The 26723-nt window shown below is 56.9% G+C and carries 28 protein-coding genes; 9 read left to right on the top strand and 19 right to left on the bottom strand.

Going from position 1 to position 26723, the window contains the following annotated elements; all coding sequences use genetic code 11:
* On the bottom strand, window positions 1–1868 hold a 1868-nt coding region (locus EPN93_18320), incomplete at its 3' end, for a hypothetical protein (protein ID TAL31238.1).
* Between the two features lie 175 nt (window positions 1869–2043).
* Between EPN93_18320 and EPN93_18315 the strand changes: the two genes are divergently transcribed.
* From EPN93_18315 to EPN93_18300, 4 genes are all read left to right on the top strand, one after another.
* Complete coding sequence (locus EPN93_18315) at window positions 2044–3063, top strand: DUF4899 domain-containing protein (GenBank protein ID TAL31237.1); 1020 nt, start codon at window positions 2044–2046, stop codon at window positions 3061–3063.
* Window positions 3064–3339: 276 nt separating this feature from the next.
* Window positions 3340–4665, top strand: a complete 1326-nt coding sequence (locus EPN93_18310; GenBank protein ID TAL31236.1) for a glutamine synthetase — start codon at window positions 3340–3342, stop codon at window positions 4663–4665.
* 8 nt (window positions 4666–4673) lie between these two features.
* Window positions 4674–5756 carry a Gfo/Idh/MocA family oxidoreductase gene (locus EPN93_18305; GenBank protein ID TAL31235.1) on the top strand — a complete coding sequence of 361 codons (1083 nt, stop codon included), beginning with the start codon at window positions 4674–4676 and terminating at the stop codon, window positions 5754–5756.
* Window positions 5757–5769: 13 nt separating this feature from the next.
* A complete protein-coding gene (locus tag EPN93_18300; protein TAL31234.1) occupies window positions 5770–6144 on the top strand; it encodes an anti-sigma factor antagonist in 375 nt (124 codons plus the stop codon).
* A gap of 51 nt (window positions 6145–6195) precedes the next feature.
* Here EPN93_18300 and EPN93_18295 read toward each other — a convergent pair whose 3' ends face one another.
* The 16 genes from EPN93_18295 to gap all read right to left on the bottom strand — a co-directional run bounded on the left by EPN93_18295 (window position 6196) and on the right by gap (window position 22364).
* Window positions 6196–6852 (bottom strand): riboflavin synthase, encoded by a 657-nt coding sequence (locus EPN93_18295; protein ID TAL31233.1) that lies wholly within the window; start codon window positions 6850–6852, stop codon window positions 6196–6198.
* Window positions 6853–6863: 11 nt separating this feature from the next.
* The gene (ribD, locus tag EPN93_18290) at window positions 6864–8087 is read right to left on the bottom strand and encodes a bifunctional diaminohydroxyphosphoribosylaminopyrimidine deaminase/5-amino-6-(5-phosphoribosylamino)uracil reductase RibD (protein TAL31232.1); all 1224 of its coding nucleotides are present in this window, start codon (window positions 8085–8087) and stop codon (window positions 6864–6866) included.
* Window positions 8074–8988, bottom strand: coding sequence for a hypothetical protein (locus EPN93_18285; protein TAL31231.1), 915 nt, complete (start codon window positions 8986–8988; stop codon window positions 8074–8076). The genes ribD and EPN93_18285 overlap by 14 nt, the downstream gene beginning before the upstream one ends.
* Window positions 8989–8998: 10 nt before the next feature.
* Window positions 8999–9913: a protein translocase subunit SecF gene (secF, locus tag EPN93_18280; protein TAL31230.1), complete on the bottom strand. Its 915-nt coding sequence runs from the start codon at window positions 9911–9913 to the stop codon at window positions 8999–9001.
* Window positions 9889–11556, bottom strand: coding sequence for a protein translocase subunit SecD (secD, locus tag EPN93_18275; GenBank protein ID TAL31229.1), 1668 nt, complete (start codon window positions 11554–11556; stop codon window positions 9889–9891). The genes secF and secD overlap by 25 nt, the downstream gene beginning before the upstream one ends.
* A gap of 27 nt (window positions 11557–11583) precedes the next feature.
* Window positions 11584–12288 (bottom strand): hypothetical protein, encoded by a 705-nt coding sequence (locus EPN93_18270; GenBank protein ID TAL31228.1) that lies wholly within the window; start codon window positions 12286–12288, stop codon window positions 11584–11586.
* 17 nt (window positions 12289–12305) lie between these two features.
* Entirely contained in the window at window positions 12306–12557 is a 252-nt protein-coding gene (gene yajC, locus EPN93_18265) for a preprotein translocase subunit YajC (protein ID TAL31239.1), read from the bottom strand.
* Window positions 12558–12711: 154 nt separating this feature from the next.
* Window positions 12712–13437, bottom strand: a complete 726-nt coding sequence (locus tag EPN93_18260; GenBank protein ID TAL31227.1) for a L,D-transpeptidase — start codon at window positions 13435–13437, stop codon at window positions 12712–12714.
* Between the two features lie 11 nt (window positions 13438–13448).
* Window positions 13449–13937, bottom strand: coding sequence for an OmpH family outer membrane protein (locus EPN93_18255; GenBank protein TAL31226.1), 489 nt, complete (start codon window positions 13935–13937; stop codon window positions 13449–13451).
* Complete coding sequence (gene bamA / locus EPN93_18250; protein TAL31225.1) at window positions 13938–16487, bottom strand: outer membrane protein assembly factor BamA; 2550 nt, start codon at window positions 16485–16487, stop codon at window positions 13938–13940.
* Window positions 16488–16710: 223 nt separating this feature from the next.
* Window positions 16711–18150, bottom strand: coding sequence for a hypothetical protein (locus tag EPN93_18245; protein ID TAL31224.1), 1440 nt, complete (start codon window positions 18148–18150; stop codon window positions 16711–16713).
* Window positions 18151–18574: 424 nt separating this feature from the next.
* Complete coding sequence (locus EPN93_18240; protein ID TAL31223.1) at window positions 18575–19729, bottom strand: methionine adenosyltransferase; 1155 nt, start codon at window positions 19727–19729, stop codon at window positions 18575–18577.
* A gap of 130 nt (window positions 19730–19859) precedes the next feature.
* On the bottom strand, window positions 19860–20051 hold the full coding sequence (locus tag EPN93_18235) for a ferredoxin (protein TAL31222.1): 192 nt from the start codon (window positions 20049–20051) through the stop codon (window positions 19860–19862).
* Window positions 20052–20085: 34 nt separating this feature from the next.
* Window positions 20086–20439, bottom strand: coding sequence for a preprotein translocase subunit SecG (gene secG, locus EPN93_18230; protein TAL31221.1), 354 nt, complete (start codon window positions 20437–20439; stop codon window positions 20086–20088).
* Between the two features lie 138 nt (window positions 20440–20577).
* Window positions 20578–21333 (bottom strand): triose-phosphate isomerase, encoded by a 756-nt coding sequence (locus tag EPN93_18225; GenBank protein TAL31220.1) that lies wholly within the window; start codon window positions 21331–21333, stop codon window positions 20578–20580.
* A 20-nt stretch (window positions 21334–21353) separates the two neighbouring features.
* Window positions 21354–22364 carry a type I glyceraldehyde-3-phosphate dehydrogenase gene (gene gap, locus EPN93_18220; protein TAL31219.1) on the bottom strand — a complete coding sequence of 337 codons (1011 nt, stop codon included), beginning with the start codon at window positions 22362–22364 and terminating at the stop codon, window positions 21354–21356.
* Between the two features lie 296 nt (window positions 22365–22660).
* Here gap and EPN93_18215 point away from each other — a divergent pair, with 296 nt between their 5' ends.
* A complete protein-coding gene (locus EPN93_18215) occupies window positions 22661–23011 on the top strand; it encodes a type II toxin-antitoxin system RelE/ParE family toxin (protein ID TAL31218.1) in 351 nt (116 codons plus the stop codon).
* Window positions 23008–23283, top strand: a complete 276-nt coding sequence (locus EPN93_18210) for an XRE family transcriptional regulator (GenBank protein TAL31217.1) — start codon at window positions 23008–23010, stop codon at window positions 23281–23283. Before EPN93_18215 ends, EPN93_18210 begins: the two co-directional genes overlap by 4 nt.
* 147 nt (window positions 23284–23430) lie before the next feature.
* On the opposite strand, the gene EPN93_18205 is transcribed toward EPN93_18210, so the two are convergent.
* Window positions 23431–24204, bottom strand: coding sequence for an alpha/beta hydrolase (locus tag EPN93_18205; protein TAL31216.1), 774 nt, complete (start codon window positions 24202–24204; stop codon window positions 23431–23433).
* Between the two features lie 59 nt (window positions 24205–24263).
* On the opposite strand from EPN93_18205, the gene EPN93_18200 reads away from it, so the two are divergent.
* The 3 genes from EPN93_18200 to EPN93_18190 are packed head-to-tail and all read left to right on the top strand — an operon-like array spanning window position 24264 to window position 25978.
* Complete coding sequence (locus tag EPN93_18200; protein TAL31215.1) at window positions 24264–24755, top strand: hypothetical protein; 492 nt, start codon at window positions 24264–24266, stop codon at window positions 24753–24755.
* Between the two features lie 27 nt (window positions 24756–24782).
* Complete coding sequence (locus EPN93_18195) at window positions 24783–25328, top strand: YbhB/YbcL family Raf kinase inhibitor-like protein (protein TAL31214.1); 546 nt, start codon at window positions 24783–24785, stop codon at window positions 25326–25328.
* Between the two features lie 20 nt (window positions 25329–25348).
* The gene (locus EPN93_18190) at window positions 25349–25978 is read left to right on the top strand and encodes a TetR/AcrR family transcriptional regulator (GenBank protein TAL31213.1); all 630 of its coding nucleotides are present in this window, start codon (window positions 25349–25351) and stop codon (window positions 25976–25978) included.
* On the opposite strand, the gene EPN93_18185 is transcribed toward EPN93_18190, so the two are convergent.
* Window positions 25939–26466 carry an adenine phosphoribosyltransferase gene (locus EPN93_18185; GenBank protein ID TAL31212.1) on the bottom strand — a complete coding sequence of 176 codons (528 nt, stop codon included), beginning with the start codon at window positions 26464–26466 and terminating at the stop codon, window positions 25939–25941. The two genes, EPN93_18190 and EPN93_18185, sit on opposite strands and share 40 nt — an antisense overlap.
* Window positions 26467–26723 lie beyond the last annotated feature (257 nt).

The raw sequence follows: 26723 nt of genomic DNA, 5'->3' as shown, positions 1-26723 counted from the left end.
GTTTCGATGCCGTACCGTGGTGAACCTACCGGTTCGTGAACAGGTTTCTCGAAGCCCGCCCCCAGCTTCGCGGAGAACGTCTTCCAGATAAAATTCGATCCCAGCGTTTCTCGTATTACCACGGGCCGTTCGCCGTTCGTTTCCCTCACTACCGTATCGCACTGCGACTTGTGGTATGGCTTCACGATTTCGTGCAGGTTCAGGTTGTATACGAATGTTCCACGCAAAAGGTTTTGCAGATACAGCTCGTCCTGCTTGATATAGAGCATGTACGGGGTGAAGATGAACTGGTGATACCGGTTGTACACGGTCACGTCGATCCGGTTTTCCATCCCCCATTTGTGGTATGTCTCCGTGGGCTTTCCGGGGGGCGCCTCCAGGGATTCGGAGCGCTGCACGAGTGAATTGTCGAGAAAATTCGAAAGGACCACGTCGACGGTCATGCGGAAGCGCCGCTCGATGTAGGCATGATCGTCCCTGAGCACCGTTCCCTCTCCCTGCAGGTCCAGCGCCAGGAGCTCGGTGACGTACTGCCAGGAATTTTCATAGGGGATATCCCCCTGCAATATCCGTGAGATACGCGCATGGGCCGCCTGTGTGGATGCTACACGGTAAGGCCGGGCGGCCTCCAGCGGGTAGCCCGCGATCATATCGTCCCGGATCCCCTGCAGTTCGGGACCATCCGCGGCCTGCATGATTTTTCGAAGGTCGTCGCCGGAAAGCGTGTATATAAAGATCGCGTTGTCCTGGTTGACGCCGCGCAGGATATCGGAATTACGGATGGGGCCCTTGAACGTGGAAGCCGTAAGCGTGCCCTTGTCCAGCGCCGCGACCTCCGCCCCGTAGCGTTCCCTGAGAAGCGCGAGCAGCTTCGCGTCATCGAGTGTGATCTCCCTGCCGCCGGTATCGGCGAGCGCGATGTCCTCTTCTTCACGGTATTTCTTTTTCCACAGCGAGAGCCGATCGGTAAATTCCAGGTAGCGCATGTCGCGCGGCCCGGCCGGTGCGGCTTCCTTCCGTACCACGGACCTTACGGTGATCTTTTCGTCAAGCTCCAGGGAGGCAAGGTAATATCCGCCCGCGTCGGGCATGCACAGGATCGAGCGCCCGTCCGCGAGATCGATACGGGAGGCCGTGCCCCCGTAGAGGGCGCCCGTACCGTCCCCACCGCACAGCGCGAGCCCGATCCCCGGGAACGCTGCAAGGAGCGCGATCGTGTCCTTCATGCCCAGTCCGGAAAGAAGGATGACGCGCGCATCGGGCCTGGCGGCGCGTATTTCGGCGAGCGCGGCGCCCAGGGCTTCGCTCTCGGGTGCAAGCTTAATGTTATGCACACGCTCCTCGGCAACGTCTACCCGGGCGTTGTGCGAGGATAATCCCACCAGCGCGACAGTCCCGCCGCCCGCGGGTACGAGCACGTACGGCGCGAACATCCTGGCATCGCCCTTCATGAGGTTTGCGGAAAGCAGGCGCGTCTTCTTGCCCTCTTGCAGAAAAGCAAGGCTCTCCGCCCGGATGCCCAGGTCCCCGGACGAGACGAGCGACGCCTCGCAGCCGAAATACTCAAGGTAGTCCATCATCACCGAACCCATGCTGTACTTGGAAAGCGCGCCGGGGTAGAACGCGTTTCCCATGTCCAGGTAGAGATCGGCACGGCCTGCGCGCCGTTCGGCCTGTATTCCCTGGGCGATGAGGAGGAGCGGGTCGGTATCGTCCTGGTTCTTTTCGTCCGGTGAGAATCGTCCTTCAAGGTTGGAGGTGACCGCGATCGTGAGTATCTGCCCCGCCTGCGCAGGGAGGCACGCCGCCGTAAGAAACAGCACTGTCGCGAGGATTTTCAGGTTCACGGAACTTCCAAGTGCGTTCATCACGCGAAAGTATATCGGCACCCTCCTCTCCTTCCATCACTTTTTGACCCTTTTATATAGAATTTTATATTGACATGGAACATAATCATGCGTAGGATCACTCAATGTATCCGGCGGCTCACCCGATACAGATTTCCCATAATCTAAGCGGAAAAACAGGCGCGGATAGCCGGCAATGACCCCCGATCAAGTCTCTGACAAGGCGCAGGAAGACGGTTTTTTCATAATCAAGGCGCGGTTCAAGGCCCAGGCACTGAACCTGTACGGCCTCGTCCTCGTCGTGTTCAACAGGAAAAACCAGATCGACAACTTTAACGTGGTGGTATCGTCCTCGGCCGCGCTCTTCGATTTCGAGCCGCACATCGGCTGGGAAAAATACGAAGAAGCCATCATGGGCACCAAGTGGGAGGGGAACTTCAACACCAGCATGACCACCTCCATCATGGACCAGGTCAAGACCCTCACCTACCAGGACAAGCAGCGCGTATTATTATACGATTCCATCGCCGCCTACGATTATGACAGCGTAGAGATCTTCATGTCCGATCTCATCTACCGCATAATCCACGACAAAAACCTCATCCTGGAAATAGGCCTCCAGGAGGTGACCGTGGACGCGTTCAAGGACGCGAAGGAAAGCCGCGCGACGCCCCGGGAGGCCCAGCCCAAGGCCCAGGTCGCCTCCCCTTCATCGAACTTCAAGGTTGAAGATGGATCGGTGATTTTGCCGCTCGTGCCCATACTCGCGCCGGTCAAGGGCAAGCCGCTCTACGAGTTGCGCGTGGGCGACCGCATAATGACCCGCATACTCGCGAATTCCGACCGCGAGCAATACTTTATCGACCTCCTCGACCTCCGCACCGAGAACCACGTCAAGCCCGTGCCCTCGGAGATCATCGACATCAAGGCGAACAGCAAGACCGATCCCATCGAGATACTCGTCGAAATCGGCCCCGGGATTTACGGCCGCGTAATCGAGGAAGAGCGCCAGGTAAAGCTGCGGATGTACGATCCCCAGACCGACGGCCCCCTCACGCGGAAGGGCATCGAGAAGGCAAAAACCGGCAAGGCCCCCGCGGCCAAAGCGCGGAGCGCCGATGAGCCTTCCGGCATTTTCCGCATGAATTACCTCATATACGTGCTCTTCGCCATCATCGTGGTCATCTTCACGATCCTGGTTTTCCTAAGCCTCTAGGCCGCATACCCCCTGCCAACCCCCGAAAAAGTTGTTTACAGCCTTCATCGCCGATGCTTGTATCTACAGGCAGGGTCGTACCGGGCTTATTTTTCTCCCAATGGCTGCCGATAGTGACCATGGGAGAACGAACGTCCGGAGGTGGGCCATGTTTTATCTGCTGCTGAGACTCCTCCATGAGGAGATGGAAACGGGCAAGATAACCGGGGACGATTACCGGCGCGCGGTCGTAAGGGCAGCCCGGTTCCATGGAATCCAGAGAAACGGAATACGTTAATGGACAAGGACAAGGAGTACATACTCAAGCTGGCGCACGAGAACCGGGTCAAGTTCATCCGGTTCTGGTTCACCGATATCCTGGGCTTCCTGAAAAGCTTCGCCATCACCGTGGACGAGCTCGAGGACGCGCTCGAAGAGGGCGTGCGCTTCGACGGCTCGACCCTGCACGGCTTCATCCGGCGCGACGAGACCGAGATGATCGCCGTGCCCGATACGTCCACCTTCCAGATACTGCCGTGGCGTCCCAAGGAAGATTCCGTCGCGAGGATGTTCTGCGACATCTACCTGACCGATATGACCCCCTATGAAGGGGACTCCCGCTTTATATTGAAACGCAATCTCAAGAAGGCCTCGGAAAAGGGCCTCACCTTCTATACCGGTCCCGAAATCGAATTCTTCTTTTTCAAAAGCGCCCAGTCGCCCGAGATCCTGGACCGGGGCGGCTACTTCGACCTCACGCCCCTGGACGTCGCGACCGACTACCGCCGCCAGACGGTGCTCAACCTGGAGCAAATGGACATCGGGGTGATTTCGTCGCATCACGAGGGCGCCTACAGCCAGCACGAGATCGACCTGCGCCACGACGACGCGCTCACGACCGCGGACAACATCATGACCTTCAAGCTTGTCGCCAAGGAGGTGGGGTTACTTAACAACATCTACGCCTCCTTCATGCCCAAGCCCCTTGCCGACCAGAACGGCTCCGGGATGCACATCCACCAGTCGCTGTTCCGGGAGGACGAGAATATATTCTTCGATCCCAAGGCGCCGGAATTCCTGAGCCAGACGGGGCGCTATTACATCGCGGGCCTGTTGAAACACAGCCGGGAATTTTTCGCCATTACCAACCAGTGGGTCAATTCGTACAAGCGTCTTCTCTACGGTTTCGAGGCGCCGGTCCACGCCTCGTGGAGCACGCGCTGCGACACCGCCCTGGTGCGGGTTCCCCAATGCAAACAGGACAAGCCGCGCAGCATGCGCGTGGAGCTGCGTAACCCCGATCCGGCATGCAATCCCTACCTCATGTTCTCCGCGATCCTCGCCTGCGGCCTGAAGGGAATAGAAGAAAAATACGAGCTCCCGGCGCCCATAGACACAAGCCCCAACATAGGCAACAGGAGAGAGCTCAGGAAACTCGGCTACGAGGTGCTCCCGTTGCAGCTCGACGAGGCGCTTACGTACCTCGAAAAGAGCCCGCTCATGCACGAGACCCTGGGCGGGACTATCGTCGATACGTTCGTCGAAAACAAGCTGCTCGAGCTCGAGCGCTTCAACGCCCACATCACCGATTACGAGATCAACGAATACCTTTCCATTCTCTGACGCCCCGCATGGCAGCTCTGAAGACAGCGCTTATCGGCTGCGGAAGGATCGGCGCATTGCTCGAGGATGATCCCCTGCGCATCAAGCCGTGCACCCACTACGGCGGGACGCGCGCGGCGAGGATACGCGTCACCCATGCCTGCGATATCGATCCGCAGCGGCTTGCGCTCTTCGGCACGCGCGCGGGTCTGGGCGCCAGCCGGCTGTATCGGACCCATGAAGAGCTTTTAGAAACGCACCGTCCGGAGCTCGTCATCGTCGCCACGTGGACGCCTTCGCATGCGGACATAGTTATGCATGCCTTGAAACACGGCGCCAGGGTCATCGTATGCGAGAAGCCCCTGTGCGGGGACCTGGGACAGGCGAAGAAACTCCTGAGCGCCTGCGCGAGGACCGGCGCGAGGCTCGTCGTCAACCACGAGCGGCGCTTCGACCCCCGCTACCGCGCCGTTAAACGACTCATCGAGGACGGGGCGATCGGCGAGGTGCGGACCGTGAGGGGAGAGGTGCTGGGCGGGCCCTATCGCGGCGCATCGTCGCCCGGCGAGGGAGGGGGCCCCCTCCTCCACGACGGCACGCACCTGATCGACATCATACGCTTCCTGTTCGGGGATATCCGTTCCGTCGAAGGGAGCTTCTCGCGCGATTCGAGGAAGCGCGGATTCGAGGACAGGGCGCTCGCCTGGATGACCGCGCGGAACGGCTTGGAGATATTCATCGAGGCCGGTGGAAGCCGCGGCTACTTTTCCTTCGAGCTCGACATCTCGGGGACCACGGGGCGCATCCGGATCGGGAACGGATTCCAGGAGCTCCATATCGCCGGAAAATCGCGGCTCTACGCCGGGTTCCGCGACCTGCTTCCCGCCGAATTTCCGCGCATCGGCGGACCGCCCGCCTTCACGGGGCTTTACCGCGAGGCGCGCCGGCTCCTTGACGACCCCGGCGCCGTATCCGTCTCGTCGGGACTGGACGGCTACCGTGCGCTCGAGGCCGTACACGCGGTATATCTTTCCGCGGCACAGGGAAGAAAAAGAGTTGAACTGCCCGTCTCCCCTGCTATAATCAACGTGAAAGATATATTCGGTCTGTAAATAATGCGTGAGGATGCCCGCGGAACGCGGGCCCCATAAACGGATCATGGAAATACGCCATAGGGCAGTCAATGCAGATTCGGTGGTGCTGCACATCATAGGGCGCTTCACCCTGGAAGATGTGCGCGACTACGAAAGTGCGTTCGAAAACTCGGCCAGGGGGAAAAGCTATGTCGCGCTCAACCTGGCCGGTCTCGATTATATCGATTCATCGGGAATCGGATCCATTATCAAGACCATGAACATCACGAAGAACGCGAACGCCGAATTCATACTCTACGACGTGAACCCGACCATTTTCCACATCTTCAAGATCGCGTACCTGGACAAGTTTTTCATCATTCTCTCGAAACAGGACCTCGTCCGGAAGTACCCGCAGTTCAAGTAGCGCCGGCCGCGCGTCCCGGTAAATAACACCAGGCACCCGGAGCCCCGTTCGCTACATGAAGCCTCCCTTTGCAAGCGCGCGCTTCAGGGAGTCCTCGTCCGCGCGTCCCTCCCGCGCGTCCCTCGCCCCGAGCATGCGCTCCACGTACTTCGCGAGGATGTCGGTTTCCACGTTCACCTGCGCCCCGGCGGGCTTGCCGGGAAGCGTGGTCCGTGCGAGCGTTTCCGGGATCAGGTACAGCGAGAACGACGACGCGCCGCACGACACCACGGTGAGCGATATGCCGTCCACGGCGACGGAGCCTTTTGCGACGATGTAGCGTGTAAATTCGGGGGGGACCGATATTTCCATCGTCAGTCCCTGCGCGTCCCGTGAAACGCGCTCGATGCCCCCCCGGGTGTCTACGTGCCCCTGCACGATATGCCCGCCCAGCCTGGATTGCGGGGTCATCGCACGTTCCAGGTTGACGCGCGCTCCCGCGGAAAGGTAGCCCAGGGTCGTGACCTGGGCGCTCACCTTTGAACAGAACACGGTGAACGACCCGCCCGATACCGCGGTGACCGTCTGGCACGCGCCGTCGATAGAGACGGAATCACCCGTGACGGTTCCGTCGGTCACCGTTTTTGCGGCGATCGCAATATAGAGCCCGTTCCCCGCCCTGTCGACGCGCGAGACGGTGCCGATTTCCTCAATAAGCCCGGTAAACACGCTTCCTCCGGTTACTCGTGATTTGCGGCGGCCGCGCGGTACGCGGTATAGACAAGATCGTCTCCCAGCATGACGGTCGAAATATCATGCAGGGGAAGCGTATCGGCGATGCGCGCTTTTCCCCGTCCCTCCATTGCCGAAAGCCCCGCCCCGGCGAGACGCGGCGCCATCATGTAGAGCACCTGGTCGATAGCCCCGGCGTCCAGGAAGGATCCGGCGAGGCGCGCCCCGCCTTCCAGCATCGCGAACATGATGCCCCGCGCGCCGAGATCTTTCAAGATAAAATCCACCATCGCGGTCCGGGACTCGATGCCCGTGAACACGATCGCCTTCTGCGCCGCGAGCGTCTCGATGAACTTCATGTCCTGTCCCTCGCGAAGCTCCCCGGGGCCCGATTCCCGCGCATAGAAAAGAACCCTCCCGTCGCCGATAATTTTCATTTTGGGAGTGAGGTGGTCGGGAAGTCCAATCACCACGCGCAGGGGACTCCCGCACATGCACGGCACTTCCGGGTCCAGCAGCATTTTAAGGAAATAATTTTCCCTTCCGCCCTGGCGGTGATCTGCCCGGGCGAAATATTCTTTAACGTCGGCGGGGAAGGAATCCAGTCGTACCGTGAGCGAGGGATCGTCGCACGCGACGGTGTTCTTCCCCACGATTATCGCGTCCACCCGGGAGCGGAGGCGATGCACAAGATAGCGCGAATAGGCGCTCGATATCCATTTCGAATCGCCCCCGGGGACCGCGGTTTTCCCGTCCATCGTGAGCGCAGATTTATGCACAACGAAGGGCGTGCGCGTCGAGATATATTTCCCGAAAGGCCGGATGAGATCGCTCGCGGCATCGCGATGCGCGCCATCCAGCACGACCTCCACGCCCGCCTCCCTGAGCGTACGCACGCCGCGCCCGCTCACCTCCGGGTTCGGATCGAGCAGGGGGGTAATTACGCGGGTTATTCCCGCGTTGATGATCGCATCGGTGCAGGGTGGGGTCTTCCCGTGATGACAGCACGGTTCCAGTGTCACGTACAGATGCGCGCCGGTGAGGTCCGTCGCGGCCCGCTTGATGGCATCCACCTCCGCGTGGTCACTCCCGCATTCGCAGGTCGCCCCGCTTCCCAGGGCTATTCCGTCCTTCACGAGCACGGCCCCCACCGCCGGATTGGGCGAGGTTGCCCCCATTGCCGAGAACGCGGCGCGGAGCGCCTGTTCCATGAACCCGTTATTTTTTCCCATCGCCGATCCCGTAGTCCGCCAATAGCCTCTCGCGGTCACGCTCCAGTCTCAGGTCCTCGCTGAATCTTGCGGCAGCCTGTTCTCGAATCGCCAGGTTGGCGCGAAGCGCCTCACGGTACCCCCCGATCACGCTTCCGCCATAAAACGCGGTCGCCGCGAAGCCGAAAAGTATGCCCAGCGGCTGGTTGTCGGTCTTGAAGGACAAATAGGTGAGCCCTGCAACAAGAGAAATGACCACGCACGCCAGGATCCCCGTCGGCCTGTTTCCGGAATAGGTGTACCCCATCCCCGGCAGGACCCCCCACCCGAGCGCTGCCGCGGGGCTTTTCTCGCGATCCCTTGCCGATATCGCATAGCGCGCAAGGTCGTCCCAGGCGATACTTCCGGCGCCCTCTTGCGCCCCGGAAGTCCACCGATTCAAAGGTTCCTCCCCTCCCCCGAGCTGGACAGCCATAAAGCGCCTCTTTCGGCACATGGTATCGAGATCGCCGTCTTCACCGAGGCATCCCGTACCGAGCAATTCCCGCGCCGCGCCGAATTCGTATCGGGCCAGGTACACGTCGGCCCGGAACAGGGAATCGATACAGCGCACGCGCGCATCTTTTCCCGCATAGGGATTTGCCAGTATTCCGTCCAGCGCGCCCCCACGGTACATCAGGTAGAGACCGGTTATGCGAAATTGCGTATCGGGAACGAAGCCGGGGTGAAAGGTTTGCAGTCTTTGGAGCTCGATGGATGCGCGATAGAATTCCCGTTTCGAGATGAGGGCGCGCGTGAAACCGATTATGTTTTCGGGCGAATACTCTTCACCCGCGCGCGGAGCGGCGTTTTCAGCCGCCGCGGCCCCGCGAACGGCCGCACATAAATAAAGAAATACGCACGCGATCCGGAGGGCGCGCATACGAATCAGGTCACGCCTTGAATCTCTCCCACCATATTACGACCGGCGCGGCCATGTATACGGTAGAATAGGTTCCGCTCACGAGACCGACAAGCATGATGAGCGCGAAATCGCTTATCGTCCCCTCGCCGATCACATAGAGCGCGAGTACGCAAAACAGCACGGTGAGCGAGGTGATGAATGTACGGGAGAGCGTCTCGGTGATCGATACGTCCAGGAGCTGTGTAAAGGTATGTTTCGATTTAATCTGCATGTTTTCACGTACACGGTCGAATATCACGATGGTATCGTTAACCGAGAATCCGAATATGGTAAGGATCGCCGCGATAATGGGAATGTTCACCTCCACCCCCGTGAATCCGCAGAAAAGGAAGGCGACGACGACGTCATGGAGAACGGCGAGCATGACCCCCGCCGAAAATTTCATTTCGAACCGGAATATCAGATACAAGGCCATGAGCGCAAGCGCCATGAGCGAAAGCTTCCATGCCGACTGTTTCAGAAATGCGCCCACTGCCGGCCCCACGGTCTCCACGCCCACGATCTTTATTCCGGGAAACTTGTCGAGGAGCACTTTTTGAACCATCTCCGAACTTTTCTCGGAGGTCTCGCCTTTTCCTAATAGCTTCGTGGTGACGATATACTGGTTTTGTTCCTCTTTCCCGAATTGCTGTACCTCGGCGCCTATTTCCGCCTTTTCAAATTCTTTGCGAATATCTCCCGATTTCACCGTGCCTGAAAACTGTGCGGTAATCTTGACGCCGCCCGCGAAATCGATGCCCCATTCGAAACCGCCCCTCAGGAACGTTCCCACGGAGAACACAGTGATGATGACAAGGGATGCGCTTATCGCATACCATCGATATTTAAGGAAGCTTATCGTTTTCAACGCACTACCCCTTATATGCTCAGTTTCTTGATGAATTCCCGGGTGGAAATCACTTCAAATATATACCTGGTGATGTAAAGCACGACGAACATACTGGCGAGGAGACCGATCGACAGCGACACGGCGAAGCCCCTTACGGGGCCGGTGCCGAACTGCGCCAGCACGAATGCCGCGATCAGCGTGGTTACGTTTGAGTCGAAGATCGCCCAGAACGCCCGATCGAATCCGTTCACCACGGCCGCCCGCACGGACTTTCCCCCGCGCAATTCCTCTTTCATTCTTTCGTAGATGAGCACATTGCCGTCGACCGTCATGCCTATTGTCAGGATGAGACCCGCGATGCCGGGAAGCGTCAGGGTGAATCCAAGCCACGAGAGCATCGCGAAGGTAAGCAGAAAGTTAAGCGCGATTCCCAGGACGGCGATCACTCCCGATGCCTTGTAATAAACGAACATGAAAAGCGAAACTACCACAAAGGCGAGCATCGTCGCCTTGAATCCCGCGTCGATCGCATCCTGTCCCAGCGACGGGCCCACGGAACGCTCTTCTATGATCGTGAGGTTTACCGGAAGAGCCCCTTCTTTTATGATGCGCGCAAGGGTATTCACCTCTTCCAGGGTAAAGTCGCCCGTTATCTGCGCGCTCCCGGTCGGGATAGTTTCCCTTATCGAAGGGGCGCTGCGCACCTTGTCGTCAATCACGATCGCGAGCCTGCGTCCCTTGTTTTTCTCCGAGGTCACCGCGGCGAATTTCGCCGCACCGTCGGGCGTCGTCGTAAAATGGACGGTGAGCCCGCCGTATTCGTCATTCCCGACCCAGGCCTTGCTCATATCGTCACCCGCAAGGGCCACGTGCTTTTCAAGCGCCATGGGGTAGGAGGGAAATATCTTCTTGGATTTTGCATCGCGCTCGAAGTAGAATACGAGTTCGAGCTTATCGGAAAGCTTGGTCCCCTTGGTGATATCCGCGAGAAGCTCCGCCTGCGCCCGGTTATCTTCGGCGATATCCTTGTTTTTGATGTTCATCTTCTGGGCATTCTGTTTCAGCCATTCGCCGGCCCTGCGGGTGCCCTCGTCATCGACGAGACGATATTCCACGCGCCCCGTCGTACCGATAGCCTTTTTCACCGCGTTCGGATCCTTGACCCCGGGAAGCTGAAGTTCAATCGCGTCATTGCCCCGAGGCCGAATCGAAGGCTCCGCGACGCCGAATTTATCGACCCGGTTCCTGAGAAGCTCAAGGGCCTGCTGGGTTATTTCGGTCCTCTCCGAATCCGAGAGCGTCTTTTCCAGCTTCTTTTCCATTGTTTCGTAATCGGCCTTGAGAACCAGGCTCATTCCCCCCTGGAGGTCGAGCCCCAGGTTCACCTTCTTGGCGAGAAGCCCTCTTTCCGCCCAGTGAGGCATTATCAGCGCATCGCGCACGCCGGGCATTGCGCGCACCTCGTTCATTACCGCATCGTTGATTCCGAACCCTTTTATCACGACCAGGTCGCCCTTCTTCTCAATCACGAAGCCGGTGGAGAATCGCGTATCGATATCCCTGCGCTGCTGATCGTTTGCGTCCGGCGCGAACGTGATCCTGAATTCCTTTGAATCGACCGTGGGCAATATAAGCAGAACCGCAAATGAAACGATCGCGAAAATTAAAATGCCTTTGGACATAATGCCCTTGTTCATTGTGACCTCTGTCGGAGTAGTCTACGTTTACGCCCTGGGGAATCGCTTCAATACGCTGTTGCGGCGCCCGCCGCTTCGGAAGCGGTAGAGCACAAACACAACTATTATTATCAATACCAGGACTATCTTCGCCATTATATCGGTCGCGCGCTGGCTCATGCCGAGCAGGCCCGTGCCCGAAGAATCCTTATCGGCGTCTTCGTCCCTGGCCGGCTTGGATTCTCTTCCCGCGACCGCAGGATCTGCAATCTTGATTCCGGGAATCCTTTTGTATTTATAAACTCCGTCGCCGAAATCGAGCAGGCCATCGCCGCCCGGAAGATTCTGGATGACCACGGGCTGGTCCCGTTTTCCCTCATCTTTAACCTTTTCCGGCTGGGCGGGCTCGGGATTTATTTTTACCTCGACGGGGCGGTATTCCCTTACGGGATCGACGTACACACGGGGCGCTTCGACCGTACGCACGGGTTTTTCAGTTTCGCGGGGAACTTCCGCCGGTTTTTCCACACGCACGGCGGTATCGGCGGGTTTTTCCTCGGCGGGCTTCGCCGATTCGCGTACACCGGTTTCGGCGGCCTTCGGTTGTTCGGGCTTCACTGCCTTGTCGGCGATATCGGGCTTCACCGCACCTGCCGTCTGCGCAACCAGGCCGGCCGGAAGCGCACACGGGACAATAGTCACGGCGACCACAAATGCGATCATCCGCAACAGATTTTTTTCGCGTTGTGTCATGGGGGCTGAAGCTCGATTTAAGAAACTTTCGCCTGGATCGCGGCGCGCGTAAATTCGACCTTGGTCGCGTCGCCGATCTTAAGTACCACGATATCTTCCTCGGTTTTTATCTGTACGATAACGCCGTACATGCCCCCCGAGGTGAGCACCTTATCCCCCTTCTGGAGCGCCGCGATCATGCTTTTGCGGTCCTTCTCCTTCTTTTGCGAGGGCCTGATAAGCAGGAAGTAAAAGATAACGATCATGAGCACGATGGGAATAAAGCTCATAAGCGTCGAGCCGCCGCCATTTCCGCCCGAGGCGGCTTCTGCAAACGCGTCCGTAATAAAAAGGCTCAAAACGTTCCTCCATACATCATAAAAAAAGTTCCCTGAAAACGCCTTCACTATGGGACAGGCAAAGATATTATGTCAAATAATTAATTCATCGGGCCGAAATTATTACCGGCGTACCGACCTGTATGTATTTTTCAAGCGATACGATATCCCTGTTGAACATCCGCACGCACCCGCTTGACGCATTGTGACCTATAGACGCCTCGTCATTGTTGCCGTGCAGCGCGATTCCGTGCCCTATAGAAGAGACCCTCCCGCGCACGACGGGAATTTTCCCTTCATTCAGCGCCTGCGCATACCGCGCCTTGTCGTTTTCGTTCGGGTAATCGAGCAGGTAGTACCGGGGCCCGTACACGTTATCTCCCAGGTCGGTATCGGACCTGCCGTAGCGGTAGTGTCCGTCCCGCGCCCGGAAAAAAAGCTGGTTGTAGCGCGCCAGTTTTCGATACGAAGGGGAATCGGGCGCCGCGTCCATGCTCCAGATTTCCAGGATACGATATGAACCCTCGGGCGTCCTATCGTCATCCTGGCATATCTTGGCCCCGTTATCGGGGTTAAGCCCCAGGGCAACCCTGTATTTGTCCACGACCGCTACAGTGCGATCGAAAACATACATGGTGAACTCCGATTTCGCGACATAGAGAATGTGCGTTCCGGGCCATGCGGCAAACTTTTCCCGCACCGCCGCCTCCCTTTCGCGCGCACAGCCCGCGAGAACGATCATGAGCACGATCATCGCGATCAGCGTCCGTCGAACACGGTGCGGAGGGCATGATTCCCGTGAAGTTCTTACAGGCATTTGCATTTCTTTCATTAATTGTCCGATTAGCGGGCTACCGGGGCGTTTCGCTTGCGCTGGGAAATGATTTCCCTGATCACGTCCTCGGTGATATCGAGCTCCTTACGGTAGTATACAAGGGCGTCCCCCGCCGCGATGACATACTCGGCCTGCTGCCTGGATGCCACCGCCGAAAGCGCCCGGTTGAGTTCGCTCATCAGGCGTTTCTTCTGCGAGTCTTCCTCGGCCGTGAGCTCGGCAAGCCTGGCTCGCCCTTCCTCAACCCGCGCCGCCAGACCGGCGCGGTCCCCCTCCCTCGCCGACGCGCTTTCTTTTTCCAGGCGGGCGAACGCCGCCCGCTCTTCTTCGATTCTCGCCCGAAGGGCGGAGGCGTCGGGATCGCTTCTTACCATGAATTCGAGGATGAGAACGATGTTGGCACATCGTATGCGCGGTTCGGGCTGTGCCGGCTGTTGGCCGGTTGAGCAGGCGCCCATCATGAGCGCCAGAAGCAGTGTTGCGCCCGCCCGCATCATTTAAAATCTCATATCGCCGATACCGAACTGGAAGTCGAAATCGCTGATCTCGCGGAAATAGCCTTTATCCTTTCCGACCCACAGCATCTTGCGCCCGAACCAGAAGCGCAGCGGCATCATGGGAATCTGTATCTTGAACCCGAAGCCCCAGGAATAACGGAAATAGGGCATTAAGCTTACCTTGAAGAGATCGCGTATGTCGTAAAGCTCCTTGTTCTTCCGGTCCTCGGAAATGATCTCCAGCGACGTGTCCCCCAGGTTTTGTTCCCAGAACTTGTCGGTCCAGAGCGAGGCCGCGTCGAAGAAGAAGGCGAACCAGAGCATCTGCGGATGAATGGGAATCCTGAATTCGGCACCGTACAAGATTCGGTGGAAAAGTCCCAGCCGCCAGGAGCTTGGGAATGTCAGGTCGAAGTACTGCCAGCCGCGCAGCGTCTCGGGCCCCCCAACGTACAGCCGGTCCTCGCTTTCAAGCCATTCGTCCTTCGACCGAGGCTGCATCTTCTCGACCTGCTGCCGCTGGAGCGGGGGCGTAAGTAAGCTGGCATTCGCCCTAAGCTCAATTACGCAGGGGTGCGTTTTCAGCAAGGGGAGGTGAAACGGTGAAAAATACCAGTACAAGTCCGGCGAATACTTGATGTAATGATCATCGCCGCGCAGGAAATAACCGCCGGTGAAGGCCGCCGCGATCTCGATCCGGGACCCTCCCGTCGGGTTCATATAGTTGTCTTTCGAATCGCGGTAGGCATACAGGGTAAGCGTACGTTTCTGCTGGATGCCGAGCCCTTCCTCGATGAACACGGCATCGGCGCTGTTGCCGGAGGGATTAAGCACGCTCTTAAACGAATGCGACCATACAGTACCAACACCGTAAAAATAGAGGAATCGCCGGCTGAGCCCAAGGCTGTACCCGATCGATTGCTTCTGGTATTCCGCCTGCTCATCGGAATTGGGGAAGATCGATGTGGTCGGAATCGTGTTCAGCATATAAAATATAGAGGCGTTGAATCCCACCGGCATATCAAAAAGCCATGGCTCGTTAAAGGACAGGGTGATCGAGCTCCTCAGGGGACCGTATTCGAAACGGACACCCACGCGCTGTCCGTTTCCAAGCAGGTTGTTCTCGCCGATGTCCGCAAAGATGGAAAATCCCGAGGTGGTGCCGTATCCGCCCCCGAGCGAAATGGTTCCCGTGGGCTGCTCCTCCACGTCGATGATCAGGTTCATGTACCCTTCCTTGCTCCCCGGGCGCATGTCTATGTTCACCTGTTTGAAAAATCCCAAATTAAAGATTTTTTCCCTGGATATCTGGACCTTGTAGGCGTTGAAAAGCTCTCCCTCGTTGATGAGAATCTCGCGCCGGATCACCTTCTCCTTGGTCTTCTTCATCCCCTTGACGATGATGTTCTCGACGTAGGCCTGGCTGCCTTCTTCGATTTCGAAATCGATGCGCACGAATTTTCGTTTTTCCTTGCCTTCGGAGACCTCCACCTCCCGCTCCTCGACGGTACGTTTCGGTATGACCCGGGTGAAGATATACCCCTTTGACGCATAGGTAAAGCTTATCATCTGGCGGTCGCGCTGGAACCTCGTGTCGTTGAAGATCTCACCGCTGTCGGTCTGTTCGTACTGCTGTTCGAACACCCGTCCCTCGAAAACCTTGTTGCCCGCCATCGTGTACTTGTCGAAATAATAGCGCTCGCCTTCCATCACCTTGATGGTGACGAATATCGTTCTCTGGCTTTCGGCGTCGGGGTCCTTCCATTCGTATTCGACCCTGTCCTCGAGTATCTGCGCATCAAGGTACCCGTTTTCCTTATACAGCGCGACGATCTTGGCCTTGTCCTGTTCGTAGATGTCCTTTTTAAACTCCGCCGTCTTAAAAAAGCCATCCTCTTCCGTTTCCATCACCCCTTTGAGGGTCTTGGCCGGAATCGCCTCGGCGCCGAGAATGGTGATTTTCTGAACCTTGATCTCCTCGCCTTCGTCAATGGTGAACACAAGCTCAATGGCGTCCGGATCATCCTTGTCTATGTCGCGCTTGATGAAATACTTGATCACCGCGTTGAAAAGCCCCTCGCCATCGTACTTCTTTTTGAGCTGCTTGACGCTTTTCTCGATTCTCTCGATCCTGAGCGGCTCTCCCTCCTTTATGCTGACAAGCTCGGAGAGTTCCGTGTCATACAGTTTTTCAACGCCCTTGAAGGTGATCTTCTTGACGATCGGCCGCTCCTTGCACAAAAAGCGCACCCGAACCCCGCCCTCGTATTCCTCTACCTCGACGCGCACGTCCTCGAAGGATCCCTGGTTAAAAACCCGCTTGATATCTTCCCTGATCACCGCGGCCTTGAGGGGTTCGCCTTCCCTGGTTTCGATGCCCGCGTTGTAGCGCAGGTCATCCTCGCTGATATTTTTGAGCCCCTGGAATTCGATTTTACCGACGTTTTTTCCTTCGAAGCGCGAAGGCTCGGAACTCCCGCCGGCGTAGTAGGCAAGCACAATTGCAAGCGCGGCCGATACAGCGCACGCAGTAACTAAAAACCTCTTCATGTATCAGTCCGTATCCTGCATTTAAATTACACCCGGGCACGCGCGGGTCTGCTTCCCCCCGGAGCTTCCGGTCTGTGTAAAGGCTAGGCGGCATAATGTCAAGAAATTACGCGCGGCCCCGGCAATCCTGTTCAAGAACACAGTCATTGATAATACTTCAATCCTTTTCCGGCTGAACCCCCGCCGGTCCCGTGTGTGTAAGATCCCATGGCGCATACGCTCCCTATATGAGTATCCGCGTACCGAAAAGCACGGTTATCCCGGGCTCCGGGTAACCGTCCCGGAGGTTGTATCGGTAATTATATATGTTCTCCGCGCGCACGAACGCGAAAAAGCTTTCCAGCATCCGGCGCTGCACCCCCAGGGCTCCGATCACCGCCCCGTTCAGGGTATCGTTCGCGACCGGGTCCGTATGGAGCATGCTCATGATCTTGTTGTTCCACTCCATGCGCCAAAGCTTTCCCGTATAGACGATACCCCCGGACATCTTGTGGACCGGACGGTAGGTAATATTGTCTTCGGCCTGGTAATGGTTGAATTCATAACCGAGCAATATCTCGAGGGATTTGGCGAACAGCAGGAATCCCGCGTCGAACTTGGCCTGGAGGAGCGTTACCGGCAGGGTATAGGTGGACAGTACGTCCCCATACCCGGTTGCGTAATTATAAAAATTATCGCTGCGTTCCCCGACCGCCGTCAGCTTCAGGGTCACCGTGTCATTGAATCTGACTTCGCTTTTCGCCTCGCCATGATGCACCCTGGAGGGGGGAAGGTCGAGCGAGGGTTCGATATACTTCTGTTCCAGGTAAAAAACCTCAGGGCGGAAGGGCGCCAGGTCATACCGGTAGGAGAGCGCAAAACTCGCGTGCGCGAACCCCTTGATGGTCAAGACGAAATTCGGAAAGACGAGCGGGGCCGCGTCCTTGTTGAAATCCGCGTTCAATCCCACGCTGATACCGACATTGCGGGTCAGGTTGAAGTCATCCACGAGTTCCGAGCTCGAATGCATGTCCTCCGGACTCTCTCCGCGGTAATTATAATAGTAAAATTCCGATTTCCCGCGCACCCGGTTCGATGCCGACCAGATGTATTCTCCTCCGATATTCATATCGCCATAAAACAGCCTTCCCTCGATCCGGTCCTGGGGAAGCATGGGCCTGAGCCGGTGCGTGTACTCCCCGCCTCCCGCAAGCAGGAAGCACTCGAACTGGTTGGACAGCTTGTAGACGTTTTTCAGCGAAAACCTGGCCTCGTTCTTCTCCTCACGGCTGAAGACGGCGTTGTCGAACATGCCCCTCGAATCGTTGTACACCTCCGCCTCAATGAGGGACCTCCAGGTATCGCTTATATTGAAGTTCCCCGTATAACCGATCTTGTCCTCGGAATAGCTCGAGTTCCGGTACACATTCGCGTTATATCCGAAATCATCGGAACGCTTCAGTGAAGCGCTTACCAGGTAGACCGCATCCTCCTGCTCGTTCGAGAGGTTCACACTGGACAGGACATTGTTGTATTGTCCATATCCTATCTGCATATCCACGTTTACGGCGGCTGCCCTTTCGACGTTTTTCTGCTCCCCCGCGACGGGAATCAGGCCCGGCCCCAATGCCTCTTCGGCATGCGCCCCGTGGACGCAGACCGCGCAAATGACCGCAGCACGCATGCTACGCGCGCAAATTTGTAAAAGCGCTTTCATCCTGGTATCCGAGCTTGTTGTAATCTGAAACGAATACGCGTTCAATAGCCGCACAGGGTCCCGATTGCGGACAACCCCGCGCTGAACCGGGGCGGGGTCAGACGCTGGTTCTTGTTACGGGATGTTTGCAGCGCCTGCAGGCGATTGTCTCCTGGGGCACCCCGAAATCCACGTGCACGTTGATCACATAACCACACCGGCATTTGTAGGTAAAGGATTTTATTATGCGTTCACTCATTGCGCGCCCCCTATAGTACGTGGCCCTGCAAGCCTGCGTGTTACAATTTAATTATCGGCAGGAAGCGCGCCGGAATAAAACTTCAGCCGCGGGGCGCGCCCCGCGGCTGATCATGTTTCGACTGGACTTCCCGAAATCCGGCGGGAAGGAAGCTTACTTGAGCGCCTGTGCCTTGTCCGTCTTTTCCCAGCTAAACGCGGCCTCTTCACGCCCGAAATGCCCGTATGCGGCAGTGAGCAGGAATATAGGCTTGAGGAGGTCGAGGGTTCTGATAATACCGGCCGGCTTCATATCGAACACCTTTCTGATTCGTGCCTCGATCTCGTCATCCGGGATTGTGCCCGTACCGAAAGAATCGACCATGACCGATACCGGGTCGGCGACACCGATCGCATACGCGAGCTGCACTTCGCAACGATGCGCCAGCCCGGCCGCGACAACGTTTTTCGCGATGTAGCGTCCCATGTACGCTGCCGAGCGGTCGACCTTGGACGGGTCTTTTCCGGAGAACGCGCCCCCTCCATGCCGGCCCATTCCGCCGTAGGTGTCCACGATGATTTTGCGCCCGGTAAGCCCGGTATCCCCATGCGGCCCGCCGACCACGAAGCGCCCCGTGGGATTGACATATATCTTGGTGTTCTTGTCGATGAGCTTGGCAGGGATGATCTTTTTAATGACCGATTCTATCATGGCCTCCCTTATGGCCTCATACGCCACCTCGGGGGTGTGCTGCGTGGAGATGACCACCGCATCGACCCTGGTGGGTTTGCCGTTTTCATACTGGACGGTAACCTGCGATTTCGAGTCGGGGCGCACGAAATTCACTTCACCGCTCCTGCGAACGTCGGCGAGCTTCTTCACGAGGCGGTTCGCAAAGCTTATGGGCATGGGCATGAGTTCTTCGGTTTCCGCGACCGCATACCCGAACATCATTCCCTGGTCGCCGGCGCCCTGCTCCTTGAACAATCCCTGGCCCTCGGTAACCCCCTGGGAGATGTCGGGGGACTGGGCATGAACATAGATCTGAACCGTACAGGTCTTGGCATCGAAGCCGATATCGGGATCGGTATACCCGATCCGGGCCGCCACATCCCGCGCGACCTTTTCATAATCGACCTTGCAGGTCGACGTGATTTCGCCCGAAACCACGATCCGGTCGGTCGTTACCAGCGTCTCGCAGGCGACCCTTGAAAACTTGTCCCCCTTGAGATGTTCATCCAGCACCCCGTCCGATATCTGGTCGGCGACCTTGTCGGGATGTCCTTCGGAAACTGATTCAGAGGTAAATAAATAGCTTTTCCCCGCCATTAACAGCCTCTCCTTGTACGAGAATTTTCGGTGCAATGCACCCGCGCATAATAAATAAATTTGCAGCCTGATCAATCAAGCTGCATATCTGGCGTGAATCCGTGAAAATGATGGTATGTGTACGCCCGCGTTACTCCTTCCAGTGGATACATTCTGCCGGGCAGCTGTCTATGACTTCCTGGATTTTTTCTGTGGGCGCGCCCTTGGAATTATGCACCTTGCTGACGCCTTCGGTGGTCATTTCGAAAACCTCGGGAAGCGAATCAACGCACAATTCGCACCCGGTACACTCATTTTCATCTACATAAACTTCCTTCGCCATCGTGTCCCCCTTCAAGGTTTTTCGTAATAAGACCCTACTTCGCTTCGCGGCCGGACGCATCCTCGGGCTTCTGGGCGTCCGCCGAGACCTTGTCCGCATCCTCGAGAACCCCGGATTTCGCCCCTTCCGTAGCAAGGCCCCTCTCGAGCGATTTCGCCTTGTAGGACTCGAGCATTGCCAGACCCAGGGAGCCCAGCATGAATATGGCGACCATCACCGTGGTTATCTTGGTAATGACGTCCGCGGTCGAAGACCCGAAGGTCGACTGGCTCGATCCGCCGAGTATGCCCATTCCGGCGCTTTTATCGGTCTGCAGAAGTATAATGATTATCAGGAGCGCACTGAGTATAATGAATAATACGGTGGCTACCGATGCTAAAATAGTCATGACGTCATCCCCTTGTACTGCGCAGAATTATACACACCCGCGGTTGTCCCTTCGATGGAAACTTGGAATCATTATCCATAGTAGCGGGCATAGAATATTGTAAAGGATTTTTTTTACCCTTAATAATTAATAGTGCCCCTACTTTACGTGCACTATGTCCAGGAATGAGGCCGTTTTAAGGCTGGCACCACCCACCAGAACCCCATCGATATTTTTCATGCGGTATAGTCCCGCGATATTGTCGGGCTTGACCGAACCGCCGTAAAGCACCGGCATCGCGTCCGCGATCCCGGCCGGATGGCCCCCCGCCAGGACCTCCCTGATTACCGCGTGCATGGCTTCCGCCATTTCCGGGGTCGCGACCTTTCCCGTCCCTATCGCCCATACGGGCTCATAGGCGATAACTATCGACTTCATCTGTGCCGCGGAGATCCCGGCGAACGCCTTTTCGACCTGGGCGCGCACGACCGACTCGCCGCGACCCGCCTCCCGGTCTTCAAGGAGCTCCCCTACGCACACCATGGGTTCCAGGCCCCATTCCAGGGCCGCGCGTACCTTTTTATTGACCAGTTCATCGGTCTCGCCAAAGACGTGCCTGCGCTCGGAGTGGCCTATGAGAATAGTGCGGGCTCCGCTGTCTTTGACCATGGCCGGCGATATCTCGCCCGTAAATGCGCCCTCTTTCTCGAAATACATGTTCTGCGCACCCGCGCGTACGGGCGTGCCCGCGCACAGGCCCGCGACTTCCCGAAGATGCACCGAGGGCGGAAAAAGAACGACCTCCCGCTTCCCTGCCTCCCCAAGTCCGCCGATTATGCCACGGGCGAGGTCGAGCGCCTCGGTATGCGTGGTGTACATCTTCCAATTGCCGGCAAAAATCTCCCTGCGCTCCATATCGGTTCTCCGTGTATGCCCTATTTCATGATGTATTTCGCGAGATCCACGACCCTGCTGGAATAGCCCCATTCGTTATCGTACCACGAGAGAACCTTGACCAGGTTTCCATCCACCACGTAAACCGATTCGGCATCGACAATGGAAGAATGGGGATTACCCAGGAAATCCACCGATACCAGGGGCAGCTCGGAGACGTCGAGTATGCCCTTGAGCTTGCCGTTCGCGGCGGTCTTGAGCGCGGCCCTGACATCTTCCCTGCTGGTCCTGGTCTTGACCGTGCAGACGAAGTCGACGATGGAAACGTCGGGGGTGGGTACGCGCAGCGCGAGCCCGTCGAGCTTACCCTTAAGCTCGGGAAGCACGAGGGTGACGGCCTTTGCGGCGCCGGTCGTTGTGGGTATCATCGAAAGGGCGGCGGCACGGGCCCTGCGCAGGTCTTTATGAGGAAAGTCCAGGATCCGCTGGTCATTCGTGTAGGAATGTATCGTGGTCATGAGCCCCTTTTCGACGCCAAAGCTGTCATGGAGCACCTTCACGATGGGCGCGAGGCAGTTCGTGGTGCAGGACGCGTTCGAGATGACGTGATGCTCGGCGGCGTTGTACTTATCCTCGTTCACGCCCAGGACGATGGTGATATCCTCACCTTTCGCCGGCGCCGAGATGATGACCTTTTTCGCCCCCGCGTCTATGTGCGCCGCGGCCTTGTCCCTGTCGGTGAACCTCCCGGTCGACTCGATCACGACGTCGACGGCGTCGGCTTTCCACGGCAACGATCCCGGATCCTTCTCGGAATAAATCTTGATCTCGCGCCCGCTCACGAATATGGAATTCTGGCCGTGTTTCACCTCGCCCGGGAATATCCCGAATATGGAGTCGTATTTAAACAGGTGTGCCAGTGTCGCCGCGTCGGTGAGATCGTTGATCCCGATGACCTCGAGCTCCTTGCTCGTCGATGCATTCTCCATGATGATGCGCAGTATATTGCGCCCGATCCTGCCGAATCCATTAATACCTATCCTGATGCTCATAACTCGTACCTCGTCTCTTTTAGTTGTTTTCCTGATCGATTGACCGGGGGATGGCCTCGGGCACGCATTCGCTTGGAATGGCATATATCCTGACCGGTTTTACGCCCCGGAAATATACACTCGAAAAAATTGATTGTCAAGCAATAAGCGCGGCACCTGATCCTTTTTGCCGGGGAGAATCAATATTTATTGCGTCTATCCAATAGTTAAATAAAACCCCCTCAAATTTCTGGAATAAGTCAATAAAACAATACACTTTTAATTGACAAAGTTCACAATAACGCTAACATTGCTTAATGAAGCGAAGTATAATTTTTTATCGTATGGATGATGGTAAGTGCCCAGTTGAGGATTTTATAGATAGTTTATCTGATAAAATCGCTCAAAAGGTTATCGCTGTATTTAAATTAATCGAAGATGCTGATTTAGTCTCTTCTAAATTTTTCAAGAAATTATCTGGCTCTGATCTGTGGGAATGTAGAATTACGTGGAAATCGGATATTTTCAGGTTTCTTGGTTTCTTTGATAAAAATAATATTGTGATTTTAACTAATGGATTTCAAAAGAAAACACAAAAAACTCCGTTATCTGAAATAGATCGAGCTGTAAAGTATATGTATGAATATAAAAGGAGAAACAAAAAATGAGCGATGTCGAAAAATATATAGCAAAACGTGAAAAGAAAACTCCCGGTTTTCGTAAAGCTGTCATGGAAGAATATGATAATCTTAGAATTGGTTCACAAATTAAATTGTTGAGAACCAAAAAGGGAATGACTCAAGAAGAATTTGCAAAAAAGCTGAAAACAACAAAAAGTGCAGTCTCAAGACTTGAGAATCATGCTGAAAGTATGAGGTTATCTACTCTTGAAAAAGTTGCTGATGTTTTGGGCAAGAAGTTAGTAGTGAACTTTAAGTGAAAATATCGGGCTTCATTTTACATTCGGTAAACGGTCCGCTACACTTCGGGCTGCGCCACATTTTGCTCCGTGAGTACACTACGCCAAATGTCGTTTACCGAAGGAACGTTATGCGCCCGGGACGCGTCGGCCGGGTGATCCGCGCGCCTATACCGCCGCGTCGAGGAATTCCCTGATCGCACCGTTCACCTTTTCATGGTGCTCCATGTGAGGCATATGGCCGGTCGCCTCCAGGACCACGAGCTTCGCGTCGGGAAGCGCGGTGGCCAGGCTTTCCGCGAGGGCGCGCGGCACGAGCTTATCGGAACGGGTCGTGAGCACGAGTGAGGGCCAGGTGATTCGATCCAGGGAGCCGGAATAATCGTAAGAGGCGCAAATCGTAAAATCATTGCGCATCGTCGCGGGGTCCGTCGCGCTCATACCCTGCAGGGCCAGGGCCGCCGTTTCGGGGGAGACTTCCCTGCTGTAGCTCAGCTTCACCGCGAAATCGCAGAAGGCGGCATAATCCTGGTCGATGAGCTGGAAGACGGCGCTGTTCACGGGGAGGGTCGCCGCGGTGCACAGGGCAATCATGCGCGACACCCTTTCGGGTTTTCTCAGGCAGAGCTCGAACATGATGCCGCCGCCCATGGAATGCCCGACCGGCACGACGCGCGTCACCCCTTCATGATCGAGCACGGCCTCGACGGCGGTTACGTAGTCCTCGATGGTCGGCATTCCGTTCCAGGCGGATTCCCCATGCGCCGGAAGATCAACGGCTATGGACCGATACGACTCCTTGAAAAACGCCAGCTGGTGGAGAAAAAGACGATGATCCCCGCCGGCACCGTGAAGAAAAAGAAGCGCGGGCTCCCCGGAGCCGAAGCACCGATACGCGACCCGGCCCGATTTCATCTCGATGTACTTCATGCTCGACTTCATAACAGGCCCCCGTTGGATTTAGTGCTTGCCGGCACGTTCATTTGGCAACAAACATATTCATGATGACACGCGCATCCGTCAATATCTGCCAGCCGGGATACGGCGCTTCATGCGCATTATGCTGCGGCAGCCATAATCCTGCAAGCACCTTCCTGGCCGACGACAGGGCGCGCGAGGATTTTGCCGCGCTCGGTACGACGGGCCCCGTTCAACCGGAGAAGATGCACTGCGGTCATATCGGGTACCTTGACCGGGACGCGCGGGTTATCGGCTGCCTGGTGTACGCAACGGAAAGGCCCCCGGAAAGCGCCGCACTGTTCGAGTCCACGTGCAGGCATTTCAGCTGCCGCGCACGGGATGTTTTATCGGCGGAGGAGATCGCATTCGCGGCGCAGCTCATGGGCGATTGGGTATATTATCCCCTGCTCATCACTGCCATCGACCTGCTTCGCGATATGAACCGGCAGTATCGGACCCCCGAAAACGTGCCCCCGTCCGTCACGGATTCGGTGAAAGCCGGATTGCGTGAGCGTGCGCGCGAGGCCGGCTGATTTTCTCTTTACAGCTTCCCCGCATACATGCTAGCATTCGGCATATCCATCATCCATATTTTCCGATACATTCTCTTCATTCTCTTCAAGGGGGCGCGTATGAAGATTTCGTCGGATTCTTTCAGGGGCGGGGACGCGATCGATGCCCGCCACGCGATGAAGGCGATACGGGGCGGACAGAATATCTCACCCCACCTGGTGATAAGCGGGGTTCCCGCGGGGGCGAAGACGCTCGCCGTCGCGTGCATCGACCGCCATCCCATGGCGCAGGGATGGGTGCACTGGATGGCGGTGAACCTCCCCGCGGATACCGCGTTTATAAGCGAGGGCGCGTCCGGTAAATCGATGCCGCGCGGATCGCTTGAGCTCGGCAACACGTTCGGCGCGCAGGGATACGGGGGACCGCAGCCGCCGCGCGGGAGCGGCAGGCACGCCTATGAATTTACGGTCTACGCGGTGAGCGAAATCCTGCGCGTCGCGGACAGGCGAATGGGCGAAAGTGAATTGCTTGAGCTCATGCGCGGGAAAATTCTTGCCAACGATTCGATAACCGGTTATTTCGAGAACAAATAGCGCATACCACAAGGGAGCCGATGAACAGGGAAGAGAGGCGGGATCATATCGTCGACTGCGCCAAGCGGCTTTTCGTCGAAAAAGGATTTCATCACACGACCGTGAGCGACGTCATCGAAGAGGCGCGCATCGCGCGGAGCACCTTTTACGCCCATTTCACGAGCAAGGTGGACATTTTCAGGATACTGGTGGACCGCTATGCCGTGATCATGCACCAGGCGATCCTGGGGATCAACCTTTCCCAGGCGAGGCGGGAGGCGCCGCTCACGGTCCAGATACGCGACATGACGGACCGGCTCGTGACCGCGATCGAACAGAACCGCGATCTCACGCTTCTCCTTATAACCGCGCCGCTGGGCCAGGACGACGATTTCGATAAAAGCGTCCTGGACCTTTTCACCCAGGTCCTGAACGCCATCCGCATTCAGCTCGACGACGGTATCGCGGGGGGAACCATTCGTCCGCTTTCCCCGCGCATCGTGTCCTACGTCATCATGGGTTCCATCAAGGAGATACTCTTGCAGTGGCTGTCGTACGGGGAAATCGAAGATCTCCGCGCGGCCCTGGACGACATTATCGCCTTTATACTCCTGGGAATCGCGACACGGGATCAGTCGCCCTCGAACTCGCAGAGCGCAAAAATCGGGTAGCCGGCGTCCTTCATTTTTTTCCTGCCCCCTACGTCCGGGAGGTCGATCACGAACGCCATTTCCACGATCACGCCGCCCAGCTTGGTGATGAGCGCCGCCGCGGCGAGGGCCGTTCCGCCGGTCGCGAGCAGGTCGTCCACGACCAACACCCTGTCGCCCTTGGCTATCGCGTCGACGTGGACCTCGATCTTATCTTTTCCGTATTCAAGCTCGTATTCGTGGCTCCGGGTCTCGCCGGGGAGCTTGCCCGCCTTGCGGATGGGAACGAAGCCCTTCCCCAGGCGATGCGCGATCGCACCCCCGAGGATGAATCCCCGTGCCTCGAGCCCCACCACGATATCGATATCCGCGGCCTTGTATCGTTCCGTGAAGGCGTCGACCACGTCGCGGAAGCCCTGGGCATCTTTAAGAAGGGTGGTTATATCGCGGAACATTATGCCCGGTTTCGGGAAATTGGGTACGGTGCGGATCTTGCTTTTAATCGTCATGGGCGGCTTCCTTTACAGGGATTGCGCGGTGATTGAGCCGTGTATCGGTTACCGGTTCAGGCGGTAATTGTCAATTAATTTATCACAAGTAACGATTTCTTTGCAGCGGGCGTGAATTATTTTTCGGGTGCCCGGAACATAGCCGGGAAAACCGTTCATATTTTCCATGCCCCGTTCGTATTCACTTTGGACGCTCGGTTTTGTCCCGGAGGATACGGAATGCTTCGCACTTCTATAAATATGAGCCACATCGTCTA

It is taken from the genome of Spirochaetota bacterium (assembly GCA_004297825.1).
Classification (GTDB): domain Bacteria; phylum Spirochaetota; class UBA4802; order UBA4802; family UBA5368; genus FW300-bin19.
The sequence above is the reverse complement of the archived record's forward strand: the minus strand, read 5'-3'. Positions and strand labels throughout refer to the sequence as shown.